Source organism: Elusimicrobium simillimum, from assembly GCF_049639735.1.
In the GTDB taxonomy this organism is placed as follows: domain Bacteria; phylum Elusimicrobiota; class Elusimicrobia; order Elusimicrobiales; family Elusimicrobiaceae; genus Elusimicrobium; species Elusimicrobium simillimum.
The window spans coordinates 169,236-187,811 of sequence record NZ_JBEVVA010000003.1 but is presented as its reverse complement, the minus strand read 5'-3'; the positions used below and the strand labels follow the sequence as shown (position 1 = coordinate 187,811).

Genomic DNA, 18,576 nt, shown 5'->3' with positions numbered 1-18,576 from the left:
AAAATTAAAATAATAAAATAAAGTCATGTTGAGGAGGCGCACCAACGCGCCGACGTGGACATCTACCGCTTAACAAGTGCAGTTGTTTTATGCGACAAAGGGCGGAGACTAGCTCCGCCCCTACAGCAAATTTTTATTTGTACGCCGCTAGTTCCATAATGGGGTGGACAGATATCTTTCCCCGGTATCTGGCAAAATTACCACAATATTTTTACCTTTATTTTCCGCTTTGGCGGCCAATTGCAGCGCGGCCCACATGGCTGCGCCGCTGGTTATACCCGCGAAAATGCCTTCTTTCCGCGCCAAATCACGGCCCGTGGCGTAAGCGTCTTCTTCTTTTACTTTTATAATTTCATCAATTATTTTTGTGTTTAAAACCTTTGGCACAAAGCCCGCGCCAATGCCCTGCAACCCGTGCGGGGCCGGCGGCTCGCCAGATAATACGGCTGATTTAAAAGGCTCTACCGCTACTATTTTTACATTGGGGTTTTTCTCTTTAAGTACTTCCCCAACACCGGTTAATGTGCCGCCTGTGCCTACGCCCGCAACAAAAATATCTACTTTACCCTGCATATATTCAATAATTTCAGGCGCGGTTGTAGCGCGGTGAATAGCGGGGTTGGCGGGGTTGCCAAACTGGTCGGCAAAAAAATACTCTTTGTTCTCCGCCAAAATTTCCTGCGCTTTGGCTATGGCGCCTTTCATGCCTTTGGGGCCTTCGGTAAGCTCTAGCTTTGCGCCAAGCGCGGCCAAAATACTGCGGCGCTCTACACTCACACTTTCGGGCATGGTTAAAATTAATTTATATCCCCTTTGCGCGGCTATAAACGCCAGGCCAATACCGGTGTTGCCGCTGCTGGCCTCCACAATGGTGCCGCCGGGGTTTAATTTGCCGTCCTTTTCCGCCGTGTTAATTATGCCTAAGGCCAAGCGGTCTTTAACGCTGGAAAGCGGATTGAAACTTTCCACCTTGGCAAAAATATTTGCCTCTCCGCCAAGTTTTGTTATTTGAACAAGCGGTGTGTTGCCTACTGTCTGCGTCAAGTTTTTATAAATCATTCTTCCCCCTTTAAGTCAACTTTCCCGCTGCTGCGCGGGTGAAACATTTTATGTTTTGCTTTCAAATCCGTTACATCTACATGCGTGTAAATCTGCGTTGTCTGCAGGCTGGCATGGCCCAGCATTTCCTGCAAGCTTCTCAGGTCCGCCCCGCCGCTAAGCATATGGCTGGCAAATGTGTGGCGCAGTAAATGCGGGTATAACTTTTTTTGTATACCGGCCAGTTTGCCAAGGTCAGAAATATCTTTCCACACGCTTACGCGGTTTATCTTACCGCCGTCACGGTTTATAAAAACCTCTGACGCGGACGCGCGGCCTTTAAGTGTTTTCTCACGCTCAAATAAATAATTTTCCAACACTTTTACGGCGCGTTCGTGCATGGGCACAAACCGCTGCTTGCCTCCTTTCCCAAACGCTAATACCCAGCGTTCTTTTAAGTTTACGTTTTCTATGCGCAAATTTACAAGCTCGCTCACACGCAGGCCGCAGGCGTACAGTAATTCCAAAATTGTGACGGTGCGGACCTCGCTAAAAGTACGCGCGGGGAAAGAGAGCAGGCGCTGCATTTCCTCTTTGCTAAGCTGCTGCGGTATTTTTTGGGTAAGTTTGGGGGAAGATAAAAAGCGGCAAGGGTCTTCTTTAATATCGCCGTTGATTATAAGGAATTTATAATAATGTTTTACCGCTTCTGTTTTTCTAAAAACAGATTTGGGCGCGAGACCGCGGGTTTTAAGGTGATAGACAAACTCGTCCATAAAATCAGTGTTGGCGTTAACGGGCGCGACATTATTTTCCTGGCAGAAAAGCAGGAATTCTTTTACATCACGCATATAAGCGGAAATTGTATTGGCGGAAAGCTGCCTTTCAAATGCCAGATAATTTTTAAACTCCAGCATAATTCCCCCGAATTAAACTTTACTGCAGAATATTTGTGTACATCACCCTCACCAAGCCCGCCTACGGCGTTGGCCTCCTCTCCCCTAAAAGGGAGAGGAAATAAAACAAGTGCCGTTTCCATTCCCTAAGCGAAGCGCAAGGGCTCATTAAAATAAAATCAGTGCCGTAAGCCGTACCCCTAAGCAAAGCGAAAGGGCCCGCTGAAATAAATCAGTGCCGTTAGCCGTAATCCCCTTTAAACTATAAGTGCTTTTGACCTGCCCCCGCAATTAAGGAGAGGCAATCATCATAAAGTTTTTAAGGGCATTTTTTGAATTCTGTCTGAGTAAAAAATTTATAAGGTTGCCGTACTACAGCAAAATTTTTTACGAGTTATTCAAAAACCCTTAAAAGCACCTTGCTCGACAAAGGCGGGGCGAGATTTTTGTTTACTTTTTTACGATAAAAAAAGTAAATCGCGCTCAAAGCGCGAAACTACCCCTCCCGCAAAAAGCGGAAAAAATAAAAAATAAAAAAAGCGCGCGGACCCAAAGGCCCGCGCACTATTATTCTTATAACAAGTGTGAGGCTATATCGGCCAGCTTACTGCGTTCCGTTTTTGTAAACGTAATATGCCCATAATTCTTTTGCCCTTTAAACTTATCTACCAGGTATGTAAGACCGTTAGACTCGGCGTCTAAATACGGCGTATCAATCTGGTACGGGTCGCCCGTGACAACAACCTTGGTGCCCTCGCCCGCGCGGGTAAGAATTGTTTTAATTTCATGCGGGGTAAGGTTTTGCGCGTCGTCCACAATCATATACTGCTGCGGTAAGCTGCGGCCCCTTATGTGTGTGATGGAAGCAATTTCCACTTTACCGGAATCTAAAATATATTTAGCTTTTTCTTCGCCTTCATCAGGGTTTTTGCGGTCAGCCAAGAAGGCCATGTTATCGTAAATAGCGCCCATCCATACTTCCAGCTTTTCTTCTTTGCTGCCGGGCAAGAAGCCAATATCTTTACCTACCGGCACTACGGAGCGGCACACAACAAGGCGTCTGTACTTTTCTTCGTCTAAAGTTCTCTGCAGCCCTGTGGCCAAGCTGATTAAAGTTTTACCTGTGCCTGCTGAACCAACAAGGGTTACCAGGTCAAGTGAATCGTCCAGCAAAAGTTCCATGGCAAAGCGCTGTTCTTTATTAAGCGGTTTTATGCCCCATGCGGTAGGTTCTGACTGCGGCAAAAGCTTTATAACAAGCTCGCCGTTGTTACCCACGCGGCCGATGGCGGATTTTTTGCTGCCGTCGTTAACTTTTAAGATAACATACTGGTTAGGGTAAAAGGTATGTTCACCGGGCACGGGTATTTTTTTATCTTTATAAAGCGCGTCTATCACGCCGGAGTCTACTTCAATCTCGGCCACGCCGGTGTAAAGCTCGTCGTAGCTGATTTTATCTGTGGTGTAGTCCTGCGCTTCTAAACCTAAAGCTTCGGCTTTTAAACGTAAATTTGTGTCTTTGGTTACAATTATTACCGGTTTTTTAGCAGTGGTTTTTTTGGTTTCTTCTTTTTGTTTAAGCGCGTAGGCTATGTTTAAAATGCCGTTATCTGATTTATTAAAAATAAAACCCGCGGGCAAAGCTTTTTCACGCTCCATTTCTATTCTAAGAGTGCCGCCGCCTTCTGTGGGTACGCCTTCGCTAAGACGGCCCTTTTCACGGTAGGCGTCTAATGTTCTGGATATTACTCTGGCGTTTTTACCCCTGTCGTCGGCGTCGGTTTTAAAATTGTCTAACTCTTCTATTACTACTATGGGAATTACAACATCATTATCCTCAAAAGCCTCTATGGCTTTAACGTCGTGAAGAAGGACGTTGGTGTCTAATACAAATATTTTTGTCATAAGCTCTCCATACTCAAAGTTTAAAATCCCTTGAGCATATTGTAGCATTAAAATATTACAATGTAAGTATGAAATATTTATGCATACATGGGCATTTTTACCAACCGCCAAGGGAAAATGCATGGACGGGGACTGTGGAGGTTCAGGAGTCCGCCGCGCCGTATCACGACTGGAACGCCCGTATTACCGCAGAATGCTACGGGCCTAACGCAAGTTCAAGGGTACTTAACGGGGATAAAGATTTAACGGCTTTAGTAGACAATTATTCTTTAATAAGTTTCAACTTTGGCCCGACGCTACTCTCATGGCTAAAAGAAAACAACGCCGACGTTTACCAGGCCATACTAGACGCGGACAAAGCGTCTCAAAAAAACTTTTCCGGCCACGGCAGCGCCATAGCGCAGGTGTACAACCACATGATAATGCCGCTTACAAACGAGGCCGATAAACGCACGCAAATTATTTGGGGGATGGAAGATTTTAAGTCACGTTTTAACCGCATGCCCGAAGGCATGTGGCTGGCCGAAACCGCCTGCGACACGCCCACGCTGGAGCTGCTGGCGGAGTACGGCATTAAGTTTACCATTCTCGCCCCCGGCCAATGCGCCAGAGTACGCAAAATAGGCGACAAAAACTGGACCGATACTTCAGGCGCTAAAGTGGACCCTAAGCGCCCGTATCTGTTCAATTTGCCCTCCGGCAAAACCATAACATTGTTTTTTTATGACGGGCCTATATCGCAAGGCATAGCCTTTGGCGATACTCTTAAAAGCGGTGAGAATTTTGCCGCGCGCCTTTTGGGCGCTTACACGCCTGCCAGCCAAACACAAACAGAGCTGGTGCATATTGCCACAGACGGGGAAACTTACGGCCACCACCAAAAGTTTGCCGACATGGCGCTGGCCTACTGCCTTAAACATGTGCAAGACAATAACCTTGCGCAAATTACAATTTACGGCGAGTTTTTAGAAAAAAATCCGCCAACCTATGAAGCCGTTATTTTTGAAGATACATCCTGGAGCTGCTTTCACGGCGTAGAACGCTGGCGTAGCGACTGCGGGTGCAACTCCGGCATGCACCAAGGCTGGAACCAAAAGTGGCGAGGCCCGCTGCGCGACGCGCTTGATTTTATAAGAGAACACTCTATAAAAACTTTTGACACGCTTGGCAAAGAATATTTTAATGACCCGTGGATTGCCAGAAACAACTATATCTCCGTTATTCTTGCCGACAGAAACCAAGAGGCCATAAACTCTTTCCTGCAAAACAACGCCACCGACAAAGGTAAACAAAATATACAAAACGCGCTTAAGCTGATGGAAATGGGGCTTAACGCTATGTTTATGTACACAAGCTGCGGCTGGTTTTTTGACGAAATCAGCGGCATAGAAACCGTGCAGATTATGCAGTACGCCGCGCGCGTAATAGAGTTAAACAAAAACTTAACAGGCGTTGATATTGAGCCAGACTTTATTACAAAACTAGCGCTTGCGCCCAGCAATGTACCCGGGTACAGCAATGGCGGCATTGTTTATGAAAAATTTATTAAACACGCCGCTTTCACACCTGAAAAGGCTGCCGCGCATTACGCCATTTCTTTAATATACGACGAGCATTGCGACACTATTTTCTCTTACAAAGTCTCGGACGAACGGCATGAAATAACAGAGGGGGAAAACACCAAAGCAATAATAGGCAGCGCTGTGTTTACGTCTAAATTTACGCTGGAGTCATACAAGCTGCACTTTGTACTTTTTTACGCGCAGGAATACAGGCTGGTATGTTACTCCGCCAAAGAGCTGCCTTTAAGCGTGGAACAAATAAAAGAAATTATTAAAAACAAACCTACAGAAATTGCTATGGAAGAAATGCAGGCCTTGTTTAATGACGCTTACACATTGTCTGATTTATTTAAAGACACGCAAAGAATGGTGGTTAAAAAAATAATAACAAACGTGCGCGATAAAACAACACAAATGTTTGACGAGGTTTTTGACTCTCAATACCCGCTGCTGCGCGAACTTAAATTTATAGGCGCGCCGTTGCCGCCGGCGTTTTTATACGCCGCGCAGTTTGTTATAAAAGAGGATTTAAAACAGGAATTATCCTCCGGCCACGTTGACGCCGCCAGACTGGAAGAATTGATGGAAGACGCCAACAGTCTTAACCTAAAATTAAACATAGACGAGGTGCGTGCGGCCGCGCAGGAAAGACTGCAAAGTTTAAGCGGGATCTTTAAAGAAGATCCTACCAGAGACAACGCGCTTACCATAATAGAGTTTTTGGCCAGCGTGTCACAGCAGCCGTTTGCGCCGGACGTTTTTTATGGCCAGGAAGACGTGTTTTTGGGCCTAAAAAAACTGCCGATTATGGTTAAAGAAGAATCATCATTTAAAGTACTGGCAAGAAAAATGAAAGTAGTTGTTTAGTTTTATCTTAACAAAAAACCCTCGCCAATAATTATTGGCGAGGGTTTTTAAATAAAAGCTTAAGGCTGAGCATATACTTTAGCGTCGCCCCATGTAGCTATATGCTTAGTAAAACCCCAAGATTTACAATAGGCGTATTTTTTGTCCGTTTCAGCTATACATAATAAGCCGTCCTCTTGGCTGCCGTTTATATTAGGCGCGTCCGCCACAGTAGACGCATATTGAACGGCGCCGTTATTATATACCGTTATACGGCCTATATTTCCGCCAAGCGTGTAAGACTGCCAGGTATTTTCCACAGAGTCTCCCTCTGTACTTCCGGCCGGCAGCTCTATGTCCAAGTCTTCAGCCTTGAAAGCGTAAGAACCGTGTTGTAAAAAATATCTTTGCTGCGCGTCGGTAAGTGATTTTACAAGCGGGAACATCCTTTTTATTTTAGCGGTAGTAACCGCCTTTGTATATTGCGGCAGCGCAATAGCCGCCAAAATACCTATTATTAAAACTACTACAAGAAGTTCGATAAGAGTGAATCCTTTTGCTTTAAATATATTTCCTTTTATGTCCATATATTCCTCTTTAATTTCTTTTTACCAGTTTCTATGTTTCCAATAAGTAATAATTAACCACACTGAAATTATAGCCAGTCCTATAACCATCCAAAACGCGTTGGGGTGGAACTGCATGGGTATTTCCACGTTCATGGAGAACGCGCTCACAACAAACGTGGGCACCATTATCCATATGGTAATGGCGTTGAGGTTTTTCATAAGAAGGTTAAGATTGTTGCTTACAATGCTGGCTCTGGCGTCCATAAGGCCGGCCAAAACGTTGGAGTAAATTTCAGCCTGTTTTAAGCACTGCCCGTTTTCAACTATAATATCATCTAAAAGTTCTCTGTTAGGTTCGTCTAGGCCTATACGGGCGGAAAAGTTGCGCAGTTTCTCAAACACCATGCCGTTGGCGCTGATAGCGTTGGCATAATAAACTAAACTTTTTTCTAAGCTGAACAGGTTCAATAAATATGTATTGTCTAAAGACTCTGCCATTTTATCTTCAATCTCATCTGAAATTAAATTAATAACACGCAAATGCTCTATATAATGCGTAATAGAGTTATACATAAGCTTTAAAAACACGTCGTTAATACCCGTAACGTTAAAAAACTTTTTACCTATAAACAGCGGTATATCTTCTGAGATTACAATAACAAGCCTGGTTTCATAAATAAACAAACCCATAGAAGCTACTTTAAATTCCAGCTGGTCTTTGCCGGAATAATTTTTGGGACGTTTAAAAATGAGAGCCGCGTGTTCAGGTTCAAACTCAAGACGGGGCTGCTCCTCAGGGTCCAACGCGGACGCTAGGGTGTGCTCGTCTATTTTCAACTCTTCTATAAGATATTTTTGTTCGTCCACGGTAGGATTGGCAAACAGCAAAATAGGGCTGTTTTCAGCCGCGGTTTCTATAATCTTTCCGTTTTCTATGGTATAGCGTCTCATATTATTTATCCAAAACGTCCGCCTTAATATACTTTTCTGTGTCTTCTTTTATTTCGTGTCTTAACTTAATTATAGCGTATATATTGATAACTGTCATAAACGCCATGGCGCATATTGTTGCCGCCCACATAAAGCGTGTGCTGGCGTTACTTTCCACCACTTTGGCAAGGCCGTCGGCAACAAATAAATCAAGTGTAAACGCGGTGCCTAACCCGGCACCAAAAACCATGGTTATAAGCCACACAATTCTAAACGGGGTTATCCATTTGTCGCCCTCTAAAAATTGTAACACTTTTTCACCGTAATAACACCACCCTAAAATTGTGGTGAAAGAAAATGTGGCTAAAGAAAATATTAACAGCGGCGTGCCCACATAAGGAATATTTTTAAAAGCGCTGTTGCACAGGTTGGCGGCAAACACGTTTGGGTTCTGCTAGTCGCCCGCCAATACTATTACCATGCCTGTGATTGTACATATAAGTATTGTCCAAAATACCGAGGTTGAAGATATTAAAGCCTGCCTTACCGCGCTGTTAGTTTTAGCGGCCGCCGCCACTATGGACGCGCTGCCAAGCCCGGCCTCGGTAGCTAAAACGCTTCTGCTGACTCCCGCCCTTAAGGCGGAAACTATGGCCTGTACTATACCCATAATGCCCACGCCAACCGCGCCGCCCGCGGCGCCGTAGCCTGTAAAAGCGCCTTTAAATATAGAAACTATGGCCATGGGTATTCTTTCATAAAACATCACGCCAATTATAATAGCGGCCAAAAGATAAACGCTGCCCATTATAGGCACCAGCCATTCGCAAATATTGGCAATTCTTTTAACGCCGCCAAGCACGACCACCGCGGTAAGAACCGCCACGCCAATGCCCGTAAACCAGGGGTTTAAATTATAACCTTCTCTCATGGCGTCGGCAATAGAGTTAGCCTGTAAAAGCCCGCCCGCTATAAAAGACATTACCAATGTTGATATGGCAAAGCCTATCGCCATTTTCCTGCTTTTAAGCCTGTTAGCAAGCACGTACATAGGCCCGCCCACATATTCGCCGGAACCAAGGTGCACTCTATATTTAACTGACAAAAAACATTCGGCGTATTTTGTGGCAAAGCCGAAAAAGCCGGCTATAATCATCCAAAAAATAGCGCCCGGCCCGCCAACGGCGATTGCCGTGGTTACGCCTATAATGCTGCCGGTGCCCACTGTTGCCGCTATTGTAACCGCCAGCGCGCCAAAGTTGCTTACCTCGCCCTCACTGTCGTCTTTAGCTACGGAAAGCTTAATACCTTTAAACAAATGTCTTTGAATAATACCAAGCTTAAAAGTAAGATATATCCCCAAAGAAAAAATAAGTACAATCATTGGCACACCCCATACAAGAGTATTAAACCCTTCTATAAGGTTGTAAAATGTGGCCATAGTAAGGTCCAGCGTAAAAACGCCTTTTATACCTGTCCAGATTTGCGCTACTCCGTCTATATTCATTATTGCCTGTAACATTGGCGGCCTCTTTTTGTGTGATTATATATGATTATAAAACACGGTAAGATTGGAATTTGTTAGAATATTAAATAAACTAACTTAATTCAAATTTTACAAAATTTTATGATATACCCTAAGGACAAAAAGTACCTAGAAGCCGCCATTTCCGGCGCGGCCAATTATCTGGCACATATCAAGGCAGATTTAAAACTTCCGCCTAATATTGTTATGTGCCCCGTGTCTATGCTGACTAAAGTTGTGGCCAACAATTACAAAAATAAATTCTACCGTTTAGACGGTGATATTTATGTGTTGGAAGGTTACGACGCCGCTTTTGTAACAAATTTTGGCATGGGGGCCCCCGCTTTTGCCATGATGATGGAAGTGCTGATTGGCCTGGGCTGCAAAAATTTTATGTTAATAGGCATAGCGGGCGCTTTACAGAAAAATTTGGAGATTGGGGATATTGTTTTGTGCGAAAAAGCGCTGCGTGATGAAGGCGTTTCATCCAGCTACGTAACGCCTGGCCACTACTCTTTTCCGTCAGTTTCCCTCACCCAAAAAGTGAAAGATGTTTTGCGTGATGACAAACAAGATTATCATTATGGCCCGACATGGACGACGGATGTTTTGTTCAGAGAAACCGCGCCTGAGGTTAAGTTTTATCAAGAAAACGGCGTACAAACCGTTGAGATGGAAGCCGCCGCCGCCTTTGCCATAGCGGAACACCACAAAGTTAACTGCGGCGCAATGTTTGCCATAAGCGATACCTTGGCCAACCTTAAATGGGAACCGGCTTTCGGCCACAAAAACATAAACGACAGCATGCAGCAAATATTAAAGACATGTTTAAAGTCTTTTAAATAATAAGTACCTTTATATTTTCTCTACCTTAGCGTAGCATGCATATATAAAGATATGGAGAAAGTTTTTTTGCGTTGTTTGCTGCGCAGCAGCATGCAAAAAGCAGGTGAGGGAAATATTTATATTTTTAAAAGTACTCTATTTTAAAACAACACATATTTGTGTATATCACCCTCACCTGCTCGTGTACACTCGCTTCCTCTCCCCTAAGAGGGAGAGGAAATAAAATTAGTGCCGTTATAATTAGTGCTGCTATAGTAGTGAATTTCACAGGATTTTGAGTGTATTTTTAATTTTTCTGATTTCGGCACACTTGGTGCGGGAACACGGTGGGTGTGTTGGAATCAGAAAAATTAAAAAGACGCCAAAAGCCGAAGAAATTCTTTTCCGCTTATTGAAACCCAAGCGAACACCGAGAGCGGCACAGCCGGGACGCAACGCGACAAAAAATTTTTAAGAGAAAAGCCGGGGCGATTTTGCCCCGGCTTTTTTTATAATGTTAGTGAGTAGATTCTGCTTTCGTAGGGTTTTAGGTCTACGGTTAGTCCGTTTTTATACAGCTCATCGGCGGATTCAGTAATTTCAAGTCCTTGTAAGTCCTCGGCAATTGTTTTAAACTTATGCTTATTAAGAGTCATGTGCCCGATGGACTGCTCACCTGAATAGTTAATAACCACAAGTTTATGTTCCATGCCTTGTATCCATGTCCACGCTAAAATATTTTTGTGTGTTTCGCTGTCATTAACAGAGGTTAAATTCTTAATTGTCCACTGCCCGCCGTGAAAAGACGGATGGTTAATTAAAGACAAAAGCCGCGTGTAAAAATTAAACAGCTCCGCGTCCGCCTCGCCCGTATAACCGACATACTGCACAGGCAGGTGGTGCTTGTAACCGTACAACTGTTGGCAAAAGAACATTCTGGCGCCGGGTATTGTGGCAATCAGCGTGCTTGCGGCCAACGCCTTATCTCTGCCAAAAGCCTGCATGGCGGATTCTTCGTCATGGTTGCTGATAAACCTTATGGAGCGCATTTGATACAAATGTTCGGCGCCCAAGTGCCCCTTAATATTTTCGGCCGAGGAAAAGCGCAGCCTGTCATACATAACTTTATCATATGTATAATCAAAGCCCATTTCCTGTATTTCCCATTCAAGGCCCCAGTAAACTTCGGCTATGAAAATGAAATCGGAATTTATTTCCCTGGCTTCACGCACTGCTCTTGTCCAAAATTCTTCACCGGGTTCTTGTCCGCCTAAAAACTTCCACCAGGTGTCTTTTTGTACTTTGTTAAGCGAAAGCATAGCCATATCACAGCGCACCCCGTCGCAAAAGGTCATGATTTTTTTAAGCACTTCCATCATGTAATCCTGCGTTTTTGGGTTAAAATAATTAAGCTGCGCGGTGTCTGTCCACGGCGGGAAAAACGGGTCTCTGCCGTGCGCTATGTAGTAGCCGTTTTCGGTTTTAAAAAACAAGTCCGGGTCCGTGGTAGGCGGGTTGGTGCCCGTGTTTATAAAAAGGTCTGGATCCGTCAATGTTTTGGGGTGGTCTATGGCAAGGTGGTTGCCCACAAAATCAAGCAGCAGCGCTATGCCGCGCTCGTTAAAACGTCTTTTTAAGTCTTTCAGCCCCTCTTCTGTGCCTATCTCACTGTCAACGGTATAGGCGTATACGGAATAAGGCGAAGCTTTAATATCTTCTTTTTTATAATCAGGGAATATATACGACACTGCCCTGTTTATCTCCTCATTGGCGCGGGCAATTTCCTGCGCTTTCGGACTTTTTTGCCATACCCCCATGAGCCATACGGCGTCAAAGCCCATGGCCTTTATTTCGTCCAAACATTCATCGGGTACGTGACAAATAGTCATTGGCTTAGCGTATCTGTCGCTAAGCAGTTTTAACCAAACTCCCGTGTTAACCTCTAAGATATGAGGGTTTGTCCTCATAAAATAACCCCTTTTGCGTCTTTTTATTTTTTTACCGCTTGGTAGATTTCTACCCTTAAATATTTATACCACTTTTCCGCAGTTCTGTAAATGTTTTTATTTAAATTATATTACATATATGGCGCAAGCTTTGTATAATAGACCTATGAAAATACTTTTTGTTATAACTTCCACGGATATGGGCGGGGCGGAAAAAGCTGCGGGGGAACTGGCCCTAAGCATGAGTAAAGAACATACCGTTAAAGTTATAACCCTCTACCCGGCGGGTTTTTACGCCAAAAAATTACATGAAAACGGGGTAAAAGTAGCGTCCTTAAACATGGGTTACTGGCCCAAAATAACAGATTTAATCAAACTAAAAAATGAAATTGCAGCTTTTAAGCCCGATGTTGTGCACGCCATGCTTTACCGCGCCATACAAATGTGCAGGATGTTAAAGCAGGACTTTAAACTGTTTACCACACCGCACGCAAATTACATGAAAAAAAGTAAATTTTTGCGTATTGTTGACGCCGCTTTAAAAAGCAAAGACAACCTTAGCCTGGCCGAATCACACAGCACGGCCGAGTTTTTATTAACTTTCCAACGCTACAACAAAGATAAAGTAAAAATTATTTTAAACACCCCGGCGCCAGATTTTGTGCCCGACGATTTACTTAGAAAAATGGCCCGCGCGGCAAACAATGCTGAAGATAAAATTGTTTTTATAAACGTGGCCCGCCTGCATCCGCACAAAGCGCAGGCAACGCTGTTAAACGCGTTTGCAAAACTCTATGCTAAAAACCAAAACACGGCCTTATGGCTGGTGGGCGAAGGCGCGGAAAAACAAGCTTTACAAAATTTAGCCGCTACACTGCAAATTGATAAAGCCATAACTTTTTTTGGCGCGAGAGAAGACGTGCCCGCGCTGCTCAATGCCGCCGATATTTTTGTGCTGCCGTCTTTAGAAGAGTCTTTGCCTTTGGCGCTGTTAGAAGCCGCCGCTTGCGGCAAGCCGCTTATTACCAGTGACGTTGGCGACAACACTGTTGTATGCCGCCACGGTAAAAACGGCTTTGTGGTAAACCAGCATGACCCGGTTTTATTTTCCGCCGTTATGGGCGAGCTGGCGGATAACGCGCAGCTCAGAGAATCTTTCGGCCAGGAATCACTAAAGGCAGCGCAGGAATTAAAAACAGATTATTTGGCAGAACATTTACAAATTTATTTATAGAACAGTTTGTAGGGGCGGAGCTTGTCTCCGCCCGCGCTCAGCAAAATATATGAACATGACTTTATTATATTAATTAAATTAAGAGGTATTATGGAATCAAGACTTTTTATTATAGGCGTAATAATGCTGGTATGGGCGGTTGCCGCCAAGGTTTTAAAAAAGAAAAATTTATTGGAAAATAAATATATTTTTACGGTGCTGCACGTCGCTTTTGCCGCCATTGCCGCCGCCTTGGCATTGTGGCTGTTTGACTTTGTTTCCAACGGCGGCGACGCTGCCGCTTTGGCCGAGACTTCTTTAACTAAAAAGCTGTTTAGTTTAGCTGTTATACTGGGGCTTAGTATTTGGGCTTTTATAAGCGCGTGGCGTGCCGATAAAAAGAAAAAAGTTAAACTTTTTGATAAAGATTATGAATGGGCCGACACCATTTATTTTTCCGCGCTTTTGGCCGCTTTTGTAATGTTCTTTTTTATACAGGCATTCAAAATACCGTCGGCCTCTATGCGTAATACTCTTATTGAGGGCGACCACCTTTTTGTTAACAAATTTACCTATGGCTTTAGAATACCGTTAACGGATATAAGGTTTTTAGAATTTAACAAAGTTAACCGCGGCGATGTTATTGTATTTGCCTTCCCCGCTGACAGCAGAGAGCAAATAAACTGCGGCGGCCCGCAGTACGGCAGAGATTATGTTAAAAGAGTAATAGGCATGCCCGGCGATACCGTGGAAGTAAGAGGCGCGCAGGTTTACATAAACGGCGAGGCCGTGCCCCACCAAGACTATGAGTTATATGAAAATATAGAACGCTACCCGCTTATCCCGCTGCCAGATAGCAAAGAATCTTACCAACAAAAATGGGAAGACCGTGAACTTGAGCATTACTACAGCATTTACCTGCGCGACCAGTTTGGCCCGGTTACCGTGCCGGAAGACTCTTACTTCGCCATTGGCGACAATAGGGACAACTCCTGCGACTCCCGCTTTTGGGGCCCGGTACCAAGGGAAAACATTAAAGGCAAAGCCTGGTTTATACACTGGCCCGCCAGCAGAATTAAGTTGATAAAATAGACACTTTGACGGTAAAAATATATAATTAAATTACTTTAATACGGTTGCCGTTACCAGCAACCTAAGGGGAGAGATTATGACAAAATATGTATGCAATGTTTGCGGTTATGTTTATGACCCTGCAGTAGGGGACCCTGACGCAGGTATTTTACCCGGCACACCTTGGGAACAAGTGCCCGACACGTGGGTTTGCCCCGCATGCGGCGTAGGTAAAGACCAGTTTTCACCTATGTAAAATAAAACCCTCCCGGAGCTAATCCGGGAGGGTTATTTCAAATTTAATATATTGAATTGGCAAAAGAATATGAAAAAAATCTTTTTTATTTATTTTATTTTTTGTTTCATGATTACTTCTTGTAATGCGAAACAGCAAAAAACAGTTAAAGACAATGATGTAAAAAAGGCACCCGCCGCAAATATTGCCGGGACTGTTACAACTAATAATACAGTAAAAAAACCAAAAGCCGTCTTATCAGAAGACAATCCATTAGGCGCAGCCGTTTGCATATCTGATGAGGGTGATGTTGCCGGTAAAAACATTAATTTTACCACCGTAAAAAAACTGATAGAAGAAGGTCACAGTCCCAATGTTAAATGGCGCGGCTACACACCTTTAGCCTGCGCTGCAAGCTACGGCAGAATGGATGTAGTAAAGTACCTTATAGATAATGGCGCGGATATAAATATTTCGACTGACGGAATAGGCTTTTCTGAAGCGCCTATAGTTGAAGCGGCTTTTGCCCGCCACACGGATATCGCAAAGTATTTAGCGCAAAAAGGCGCCGTCGATACAGATAAAGCCTTGGGCGTAGCGATACAACATAATAATATAGAGTTGATAAAATTTTTAGTAGATAATAACTACGCAAAACTCAATGAATTAGAAATTTGGGACAGCGGGAAAAATTATACCTCAATTGATGATTATCTGTCAGAACATAAAAATAAAGTAAACAAAGAGATTCTTGATTATTTAAAACAAAAACCCCGTTTATAAAACGGGGTTTTTTTATTTGTGCAGTTATTGTTGTTATAAATGCAGTTGTATTATTAAATTTCACATAGTTTTGCCAAAAGTACTACTCTATTTTATAACAGACATATTTGTGTACATCACCCTCCCCCGGATTCGCTACGCTCATCTCGACCTCCCCCGTAAGAGGGGGAGGAAATAAAACAAGTGCCGTTTGCCGTACCCCTAAGCAAAGCGAAAGGGCCCGCTAAAATAAATCAGTGCCGTACCCCTCCTCTAACATATAAGTGCCGTTATTCCTGCCCCGCAGTCAAGGAGAGGCAATATATAAAGTTTTTAAGGGTATTTTTTGAATTCTGTTTGAGTAAAAAATTTATAGGTTGCCGTACTACAGCAAAATTTTTTACGAGTTATTCAAAAACCCTTAAAACACCTTGCTCGACCACGGCGGGGCGAGATTTTTGTTTACTTTTTTACGATAAAAAAAGTAAATCGCGCTCAAAGCGCGAAACTATAAATTACCCGTGTGTCCCGCCCTTAGGCACCTTACCTTTTAATTGCTCGTGGTAGTACTGGTATGTCATGCAGGCGTCGGGGCAAATATTTTTAGCTTCCGCTATTTCACCTATAAATAATGTGTGCGTGCCTACGTCTACGGTTTGGCTTACTTTAACCTCAAACGCGGCATTGGTATTATCCAGCACAATGGGCGCGCCGGTAATGCCAAGCTCATATTTATATTTAGCAAATTTATCAAAATTTCTGCCTGTACGAAAGCCAAAATTGCCTATAAACAACATATCGGCATGTTCCGTTACAGGCATTATAGCCATAACTTTACTTGCCATTATATATTCGTGCGTTAAGCTTGCTTTATTTACGGAGGCCAGTATTTTGGCGGGCTCGGCCGTAACTTGTATGACGGAGTTTACTATCATACCGTTAATTTTGCCCTCTTTGGCCGATGTTAACACATACAGCCCGTAGGAAATTTTATTTAACGCTGTTTGGTCTAACATAATTATTTTAACTTCTCCGCTAATTTTTTTGCTACAGTTCTGCCAAGCTCCTCAGCCTTTTCAAGATCCGCCTCCGTAGGTACAAAATTTACTTTAAGAGGCTCGGCCACTATTTCTATTTTCATGCTTTCCATTTCTTTGCTAAGCATATCTATAGGCGCCGGGGCCCAGCCATATGAGCCAAACGCCGCGCCAACTAAATTTTTCTTTTTAAGCCCTTTCATGTAAAAAAGGATGTCGCCAAGCGCGGGGAACATGTATGAGTTCATAACAGGCGTGCCCATTACAACGGCGCCGGCGGTTAAAACCTCGGTCACAACGTCGCTTCTGTGTTCCACGTGCATGTTCATAACTTTTACGTTTACGCCGCCTTGTCTAAGCCCCTCGGCCACGCTGTGCGCCAGCTTGTTGGTGCTGCCCCACATTGTATCGTAAATAACAACGGCTTTATTGGTGTAGGCTTGTGTGGCAAATTCTTTGTAAAGATTAACAATTCTTGCCGGGTCACTGCGCCATATAAAGCCATGGTCAGGCGCTATTATTTTGGTTTTGGCTATTAGTCCTGACGTCTCGGCAAATTCTAAAAATTTAAGCGCGATATCGCTGTAGGGGGTAATAATATTGGCGTAATATTTTACGCATTCATAAAACCATTCGTGTTCGTCCACTTGGTCGTCAAATAAACGGTCGGTGGCAAAGTGCATGCCAAAAATATCGTTGGAAAATAAAATGCCTTCATTTTCTAAAAACGAAACCATGCTGTCTGGCCAGTGCAGCATGCGGGACTCGTAAAAAGTTATTTTGTCGTCGCCTATATCAATACTGTCGCCTGTTTTTACCGTTTTAATTTGCAGGTTATCATGCAGCTGTAAATCTATATTTTTTAGACCCATTGCCGACGCGTAAATTTCTTTAGGTTTTATAACTTCTACCGTTTTTGGCAGTGCGCCGCTGTGGTCCATTTCCGCGTGGTTAGATATTATTATTTCAATTTTGCTTGGGTCTATTACTGATTTAATGCGGCTCATCATCTCGTCATAAAAAGGCTCTTTAACAGTGTCTATAAGCGTGGGTTTAGCGCCCAGTACAAGGTACGCGTTATAGGTGGTGCCGCGCTTGGTTGAGTAGCCGTGAAAATCCTTTAAATTCCAATCTATAGCGCCTACCCAGTAAACTTTGTCCGTTATTTTAATAGCCTTCATATTTTTGTTACCCCTTAAATGAAATAAGGCCGGGGCGGTTTTGCCCCGGCCTTATATATCATTCTACTTAATTAGTTTTTAGCTGTCCAAAGTCCGTGCAGGTTGCAGTATTCTCTGGCGACAACATGCGTGGAGCGTGTGCAGAAAAACGCTTTTGGCTCGTCGTCAACCTTTAAGTATTTTCTCTGTGTTTTGCCGCATTCAATGCACTGCAGCTCTATCCACTCAATATGATGCTCCGGCGTCATAGGATGCTCTACGGCGCCTATTGTAACCATATAGCCGCCGTCTACTTTTTCAATAACGGGCACATGTTTTTCTTGGGCCGCGTCAACGGTGTTTTCAACCTGTAAAACCATGGGTTTGCCGCAGCAAACAAGCTCCCCTACAGATGCGTGCACAACTTCCACCATATTACCGCAAACACTGCATTTATAAATTTCGTCGATTTTTGTCATATCCTCTCCTCTAGTACCCCTAAACTAACGCTTCGGCCGCGTCTATGGCGGCTTTATAGTCAGGTTCTTTGCTGATGTCTTCAACAAATTCAATGTACTGTATTATCCCCTTATTATCCAGCACATATACCGCCCTTGTAAGCAATGCTGTTTCTTTAATTAATACGCCGTAATCCAGCCCAAAATCAGGGTTTCTGTAATCAGACAGTGTAATAAGGTCTTTAACGTCCTGCGCGGCGCACCAGCGGGCCTGGGCAAAGGGCAAATCTTTGCTAATGGTTAAAAACGTTACGTTTTTATGCTTGGTGGCCTCGTTATTAAAACGTCTTGTTTCTATACTGCACACCGGTGTGTCTACAGACGGCACAATTGACATAATTACAGGTTTGCCTATAAAATCCTGCAGTTTAGCTTCCGTCATATCGTTTTTTATAAGAACAAAGTCAGGCGCTTTGTCACCTGTTTTAAGCTCTTGCCCAAGTATTGTTATGGGTGTACCATTGCTTTTAATATCTCTTGACATAAGTTTAATTCCCCCTGTTTAAGACTAAACCGCCCCGCCATATGGCGGGGCGCA

General features: G+C 43.7%; 16 protein-coding genes and 1 pseudogene. 6 read left to right on the top strand and 11 right to left on the bottom strand.

The features are described 5' to 3' along the window. Window positions 1-147: 147 nt before the first annotated feature. The 3 genes from cysK to AAIR98_RS01525 form a co-directional block, all read right to left on the bottom strand. Entirely contained in the window at window positions 148-1,059 is a 912-nt protein-coding gene (cysK, locus tag AAIR98_RS01535) for a cysteine synthase A (protein WP_423970486.1), read from the bottom strand. Continuing rightward, window positions 1,056-1,955, bottom strand: coding sequence for a site-specific tyrosine recombinase/integron integrase (gene xerA, locus AAIR98_RS01530; RefSeq protein WP_423970485.1), 900 nt, complete (start codon window positions 1,953-1,955; stop codon window positions 1,056-1,058). Before xerA ends, cysK begins: the two co-directional genes overlap by 4 nt. A gap of 552 nt (window positions 1,956-2,507) precedes the next feature. Beyond that, a complete protein-coding gene (locus tag AAIR98_RS01525) occupies window positions 2,508-3,839 on the bottom strand; it encodes a PhoH family protein (RefSeq protein WP_423970484.1) in 1,332 nt (443 codons plus the stop codon). A 68-nt stretch (window positions 3,840-3,907) separates the two neighbouring features. On the opposite strand from AAIR98_RS01525, the gene AAIR98_RS01520 reads away from it, so the two are divergent. Next, window positions 3,908-6,268, top strand: coding sequence for a DUF3536 domain-containing protein (locus AAIR98_RS01520; protein ID WP_423970483.1), 2,361 nt, complete (start codon window positions 3,908-3,910; stop codon window positions 6,266-6,268). Window positions 6,269-6,327: 59 nt separating this feature from the next. Here the strand turns inward: AAIR98_RS01520 and AAIR98_RS01515 are convergent, their stop codons facing one another. The 3 genes and pseudogenes from AAIR98_RS01515 to AAIR98_RS01505 form a co-directional block, all read right to left on the bottom strand. Continuing rightward, window positions 6,328-6,834, bottom strand: a complete 507-nt coding sequence (locus tag AAIR98_RS01515; protein ID WP_423970482.1) for a type IV pilin protein — start codon at window positions 6,832-6,834, stop codon at window positions 6,328-6,330. Window positions 6,835-6,855: 21 nt separating this feature from the next. After that, window positions 6,856-7,767 (bottom strand): magnesium transporter CorA family protein, encoded by a 912-nt coding sequence (locus AAIR98_RS01510; protein WP_423970481.1) that lies wholly within the window; start codon window positions 7,765-7,767, stop codon window positions 6,856-6,858. Between the two features lies 1 nt (window position 7,768). After that, window positions 7,769-9,130, bottom strand: a pseudogene (locus AAIR98_RS01505) (alanine/glycine:cation symporter family protein). Between the two features lie 243 nt (window positions 9,131-9,373). Here AAIR98_RS01505 and AAIR98_RS01500 point away from each other — a divergent pair. Continuing rightward, window positions 9,374-10,117: a nucleoside phosphorylase gene (locus AAIR98_RS01500; RefSeq protein WP_423970480.1), complete on the top strand. Its 744-nt coding sequence runs from the start codon at window positions 9,374-9,376 to the stop codon at window positions 10,115-10,117. Between the two features lie 488 nt (window positions 10,118-10,605). On the opposite strand, the gene AAIR98_RS01495 is transcribed toward AAIR98_RS01500, so the two are convergent. Next, entirely contained in the window at window positions 10,606-12,063 is a 1,458-nt protein-coding gene (locus AAIR98_RS01495; protein WP_423970479.1) for an alpha-amylase family glycosyl hydrolase, read from the bottom strand. A gap of 145 nt (window positions 12,064-12,208) precedes the next feature. On the opposite strand from AAIR98_RS01495, the gene AAIR98_RS01490 reads away from it, so the two are divergent. From AAIR98_RS01490 to AAIR98_RS01475, 4 genes are all read left to right on the top strand, one after another. Then, window positions 12,209-13,276 (top strand): glycosyltransferase, encoded by a 1,068-nt coding sequence (locus tag AAIR98_RS01490; protein WP_423970478.1) that lies wholly within the window; start codon window positions 12,209-12,211, stop codon window positions 13,274-13,276. Window positions 13,277-13,366: 90 nt separating this feature from the next. After that, complete coding sequence (gene lepB / locus AAIR98_RS01485; RefSeq protein WP_423970477.1) at window positions 13,367-14,347, top strand: signal peptidase I; 981 nt, start codon at window positions 13,367-13,369, stop codon at window positions 14,345-14,347. 76 nt (window positions 14,348-14,423) lie between these two features. After that, entirely contained in the window at window positions 14,424-14,582 is a 159-nt protein-coding gene (rd, locus tag AAIR98_RS01480) for a rubredoxin (protein ID WP_423970476.1), read from the top strand. A gap of 69 nt (window positions 14,583-14,651) precedes the next feature. Beyond that, complete coding sequence (locus AAIR98_RS01475) at window positions 14,652-15,344, top strand: ankyrin repeat domain-containing protein (protein WP_423970475.1); 693 nt, start codon at window positions 14,652-14,654, stop codon at window positions 15,342-15,344. 494 nt (window positions 15,345-15,838) lie between these two features. On the opposite strand, the gene AAIR98_RS01470 is transcribed toward AAIR98_RS01475, so the two are convergent. The 4 genes from AAIR98_RS01470 to tpx form a co-directional block, all read right to left on the bottom strand. After that, the gene (locus tag AAIR98_RS01470) at window positions 15,839-16,339 is read right to left on the bottom strand and encodes a flavin reductase family protein (protein ID WP_423970474.1); all 501 of its coding nucleotides are present in this window, start codon (window positions 16,337-16,339) and stop codon (window positions 15,839-15,841) included. Window positions 16,340-16,341: 2 nt separating this feature from the next. Continuing rightward, a complete protein-coding gene (locus tag AAIR98_RS01465; protein WP_423970473.1) occupies window positions 16,342-17,541 on the bottom strand; it encodes an FprA family A-type flavoprotein in 1,200 nt (399 codons plus the stop codon). 71 nt (window positions 17,542-17,612) lie between these two features. Then, entirely contained in the window at window positions 17,613-17,999 is a 387-nt protein-coding gene (locus AAIR98_RS01460) for a desulfoferrodoxin (RefSeq protein ID WP_423970472.1), read from the bottom strand. Window positions 18,000-18,018: 19 nt separating this feature from the next. Beyond that, complete coding sequence (gene tpx / locus AAIR98_RS01455; RefSeq protein ID WP_423970471.1) at window positions 18,019-18,522, bottom strand: thiol peroxidase; 504 nt, start codon at window positions 18,520-18,522, stop codon at window positions 18,019-18,021. Window positions 18,523-18,576 lie beyond the last annotated feature (54 nt).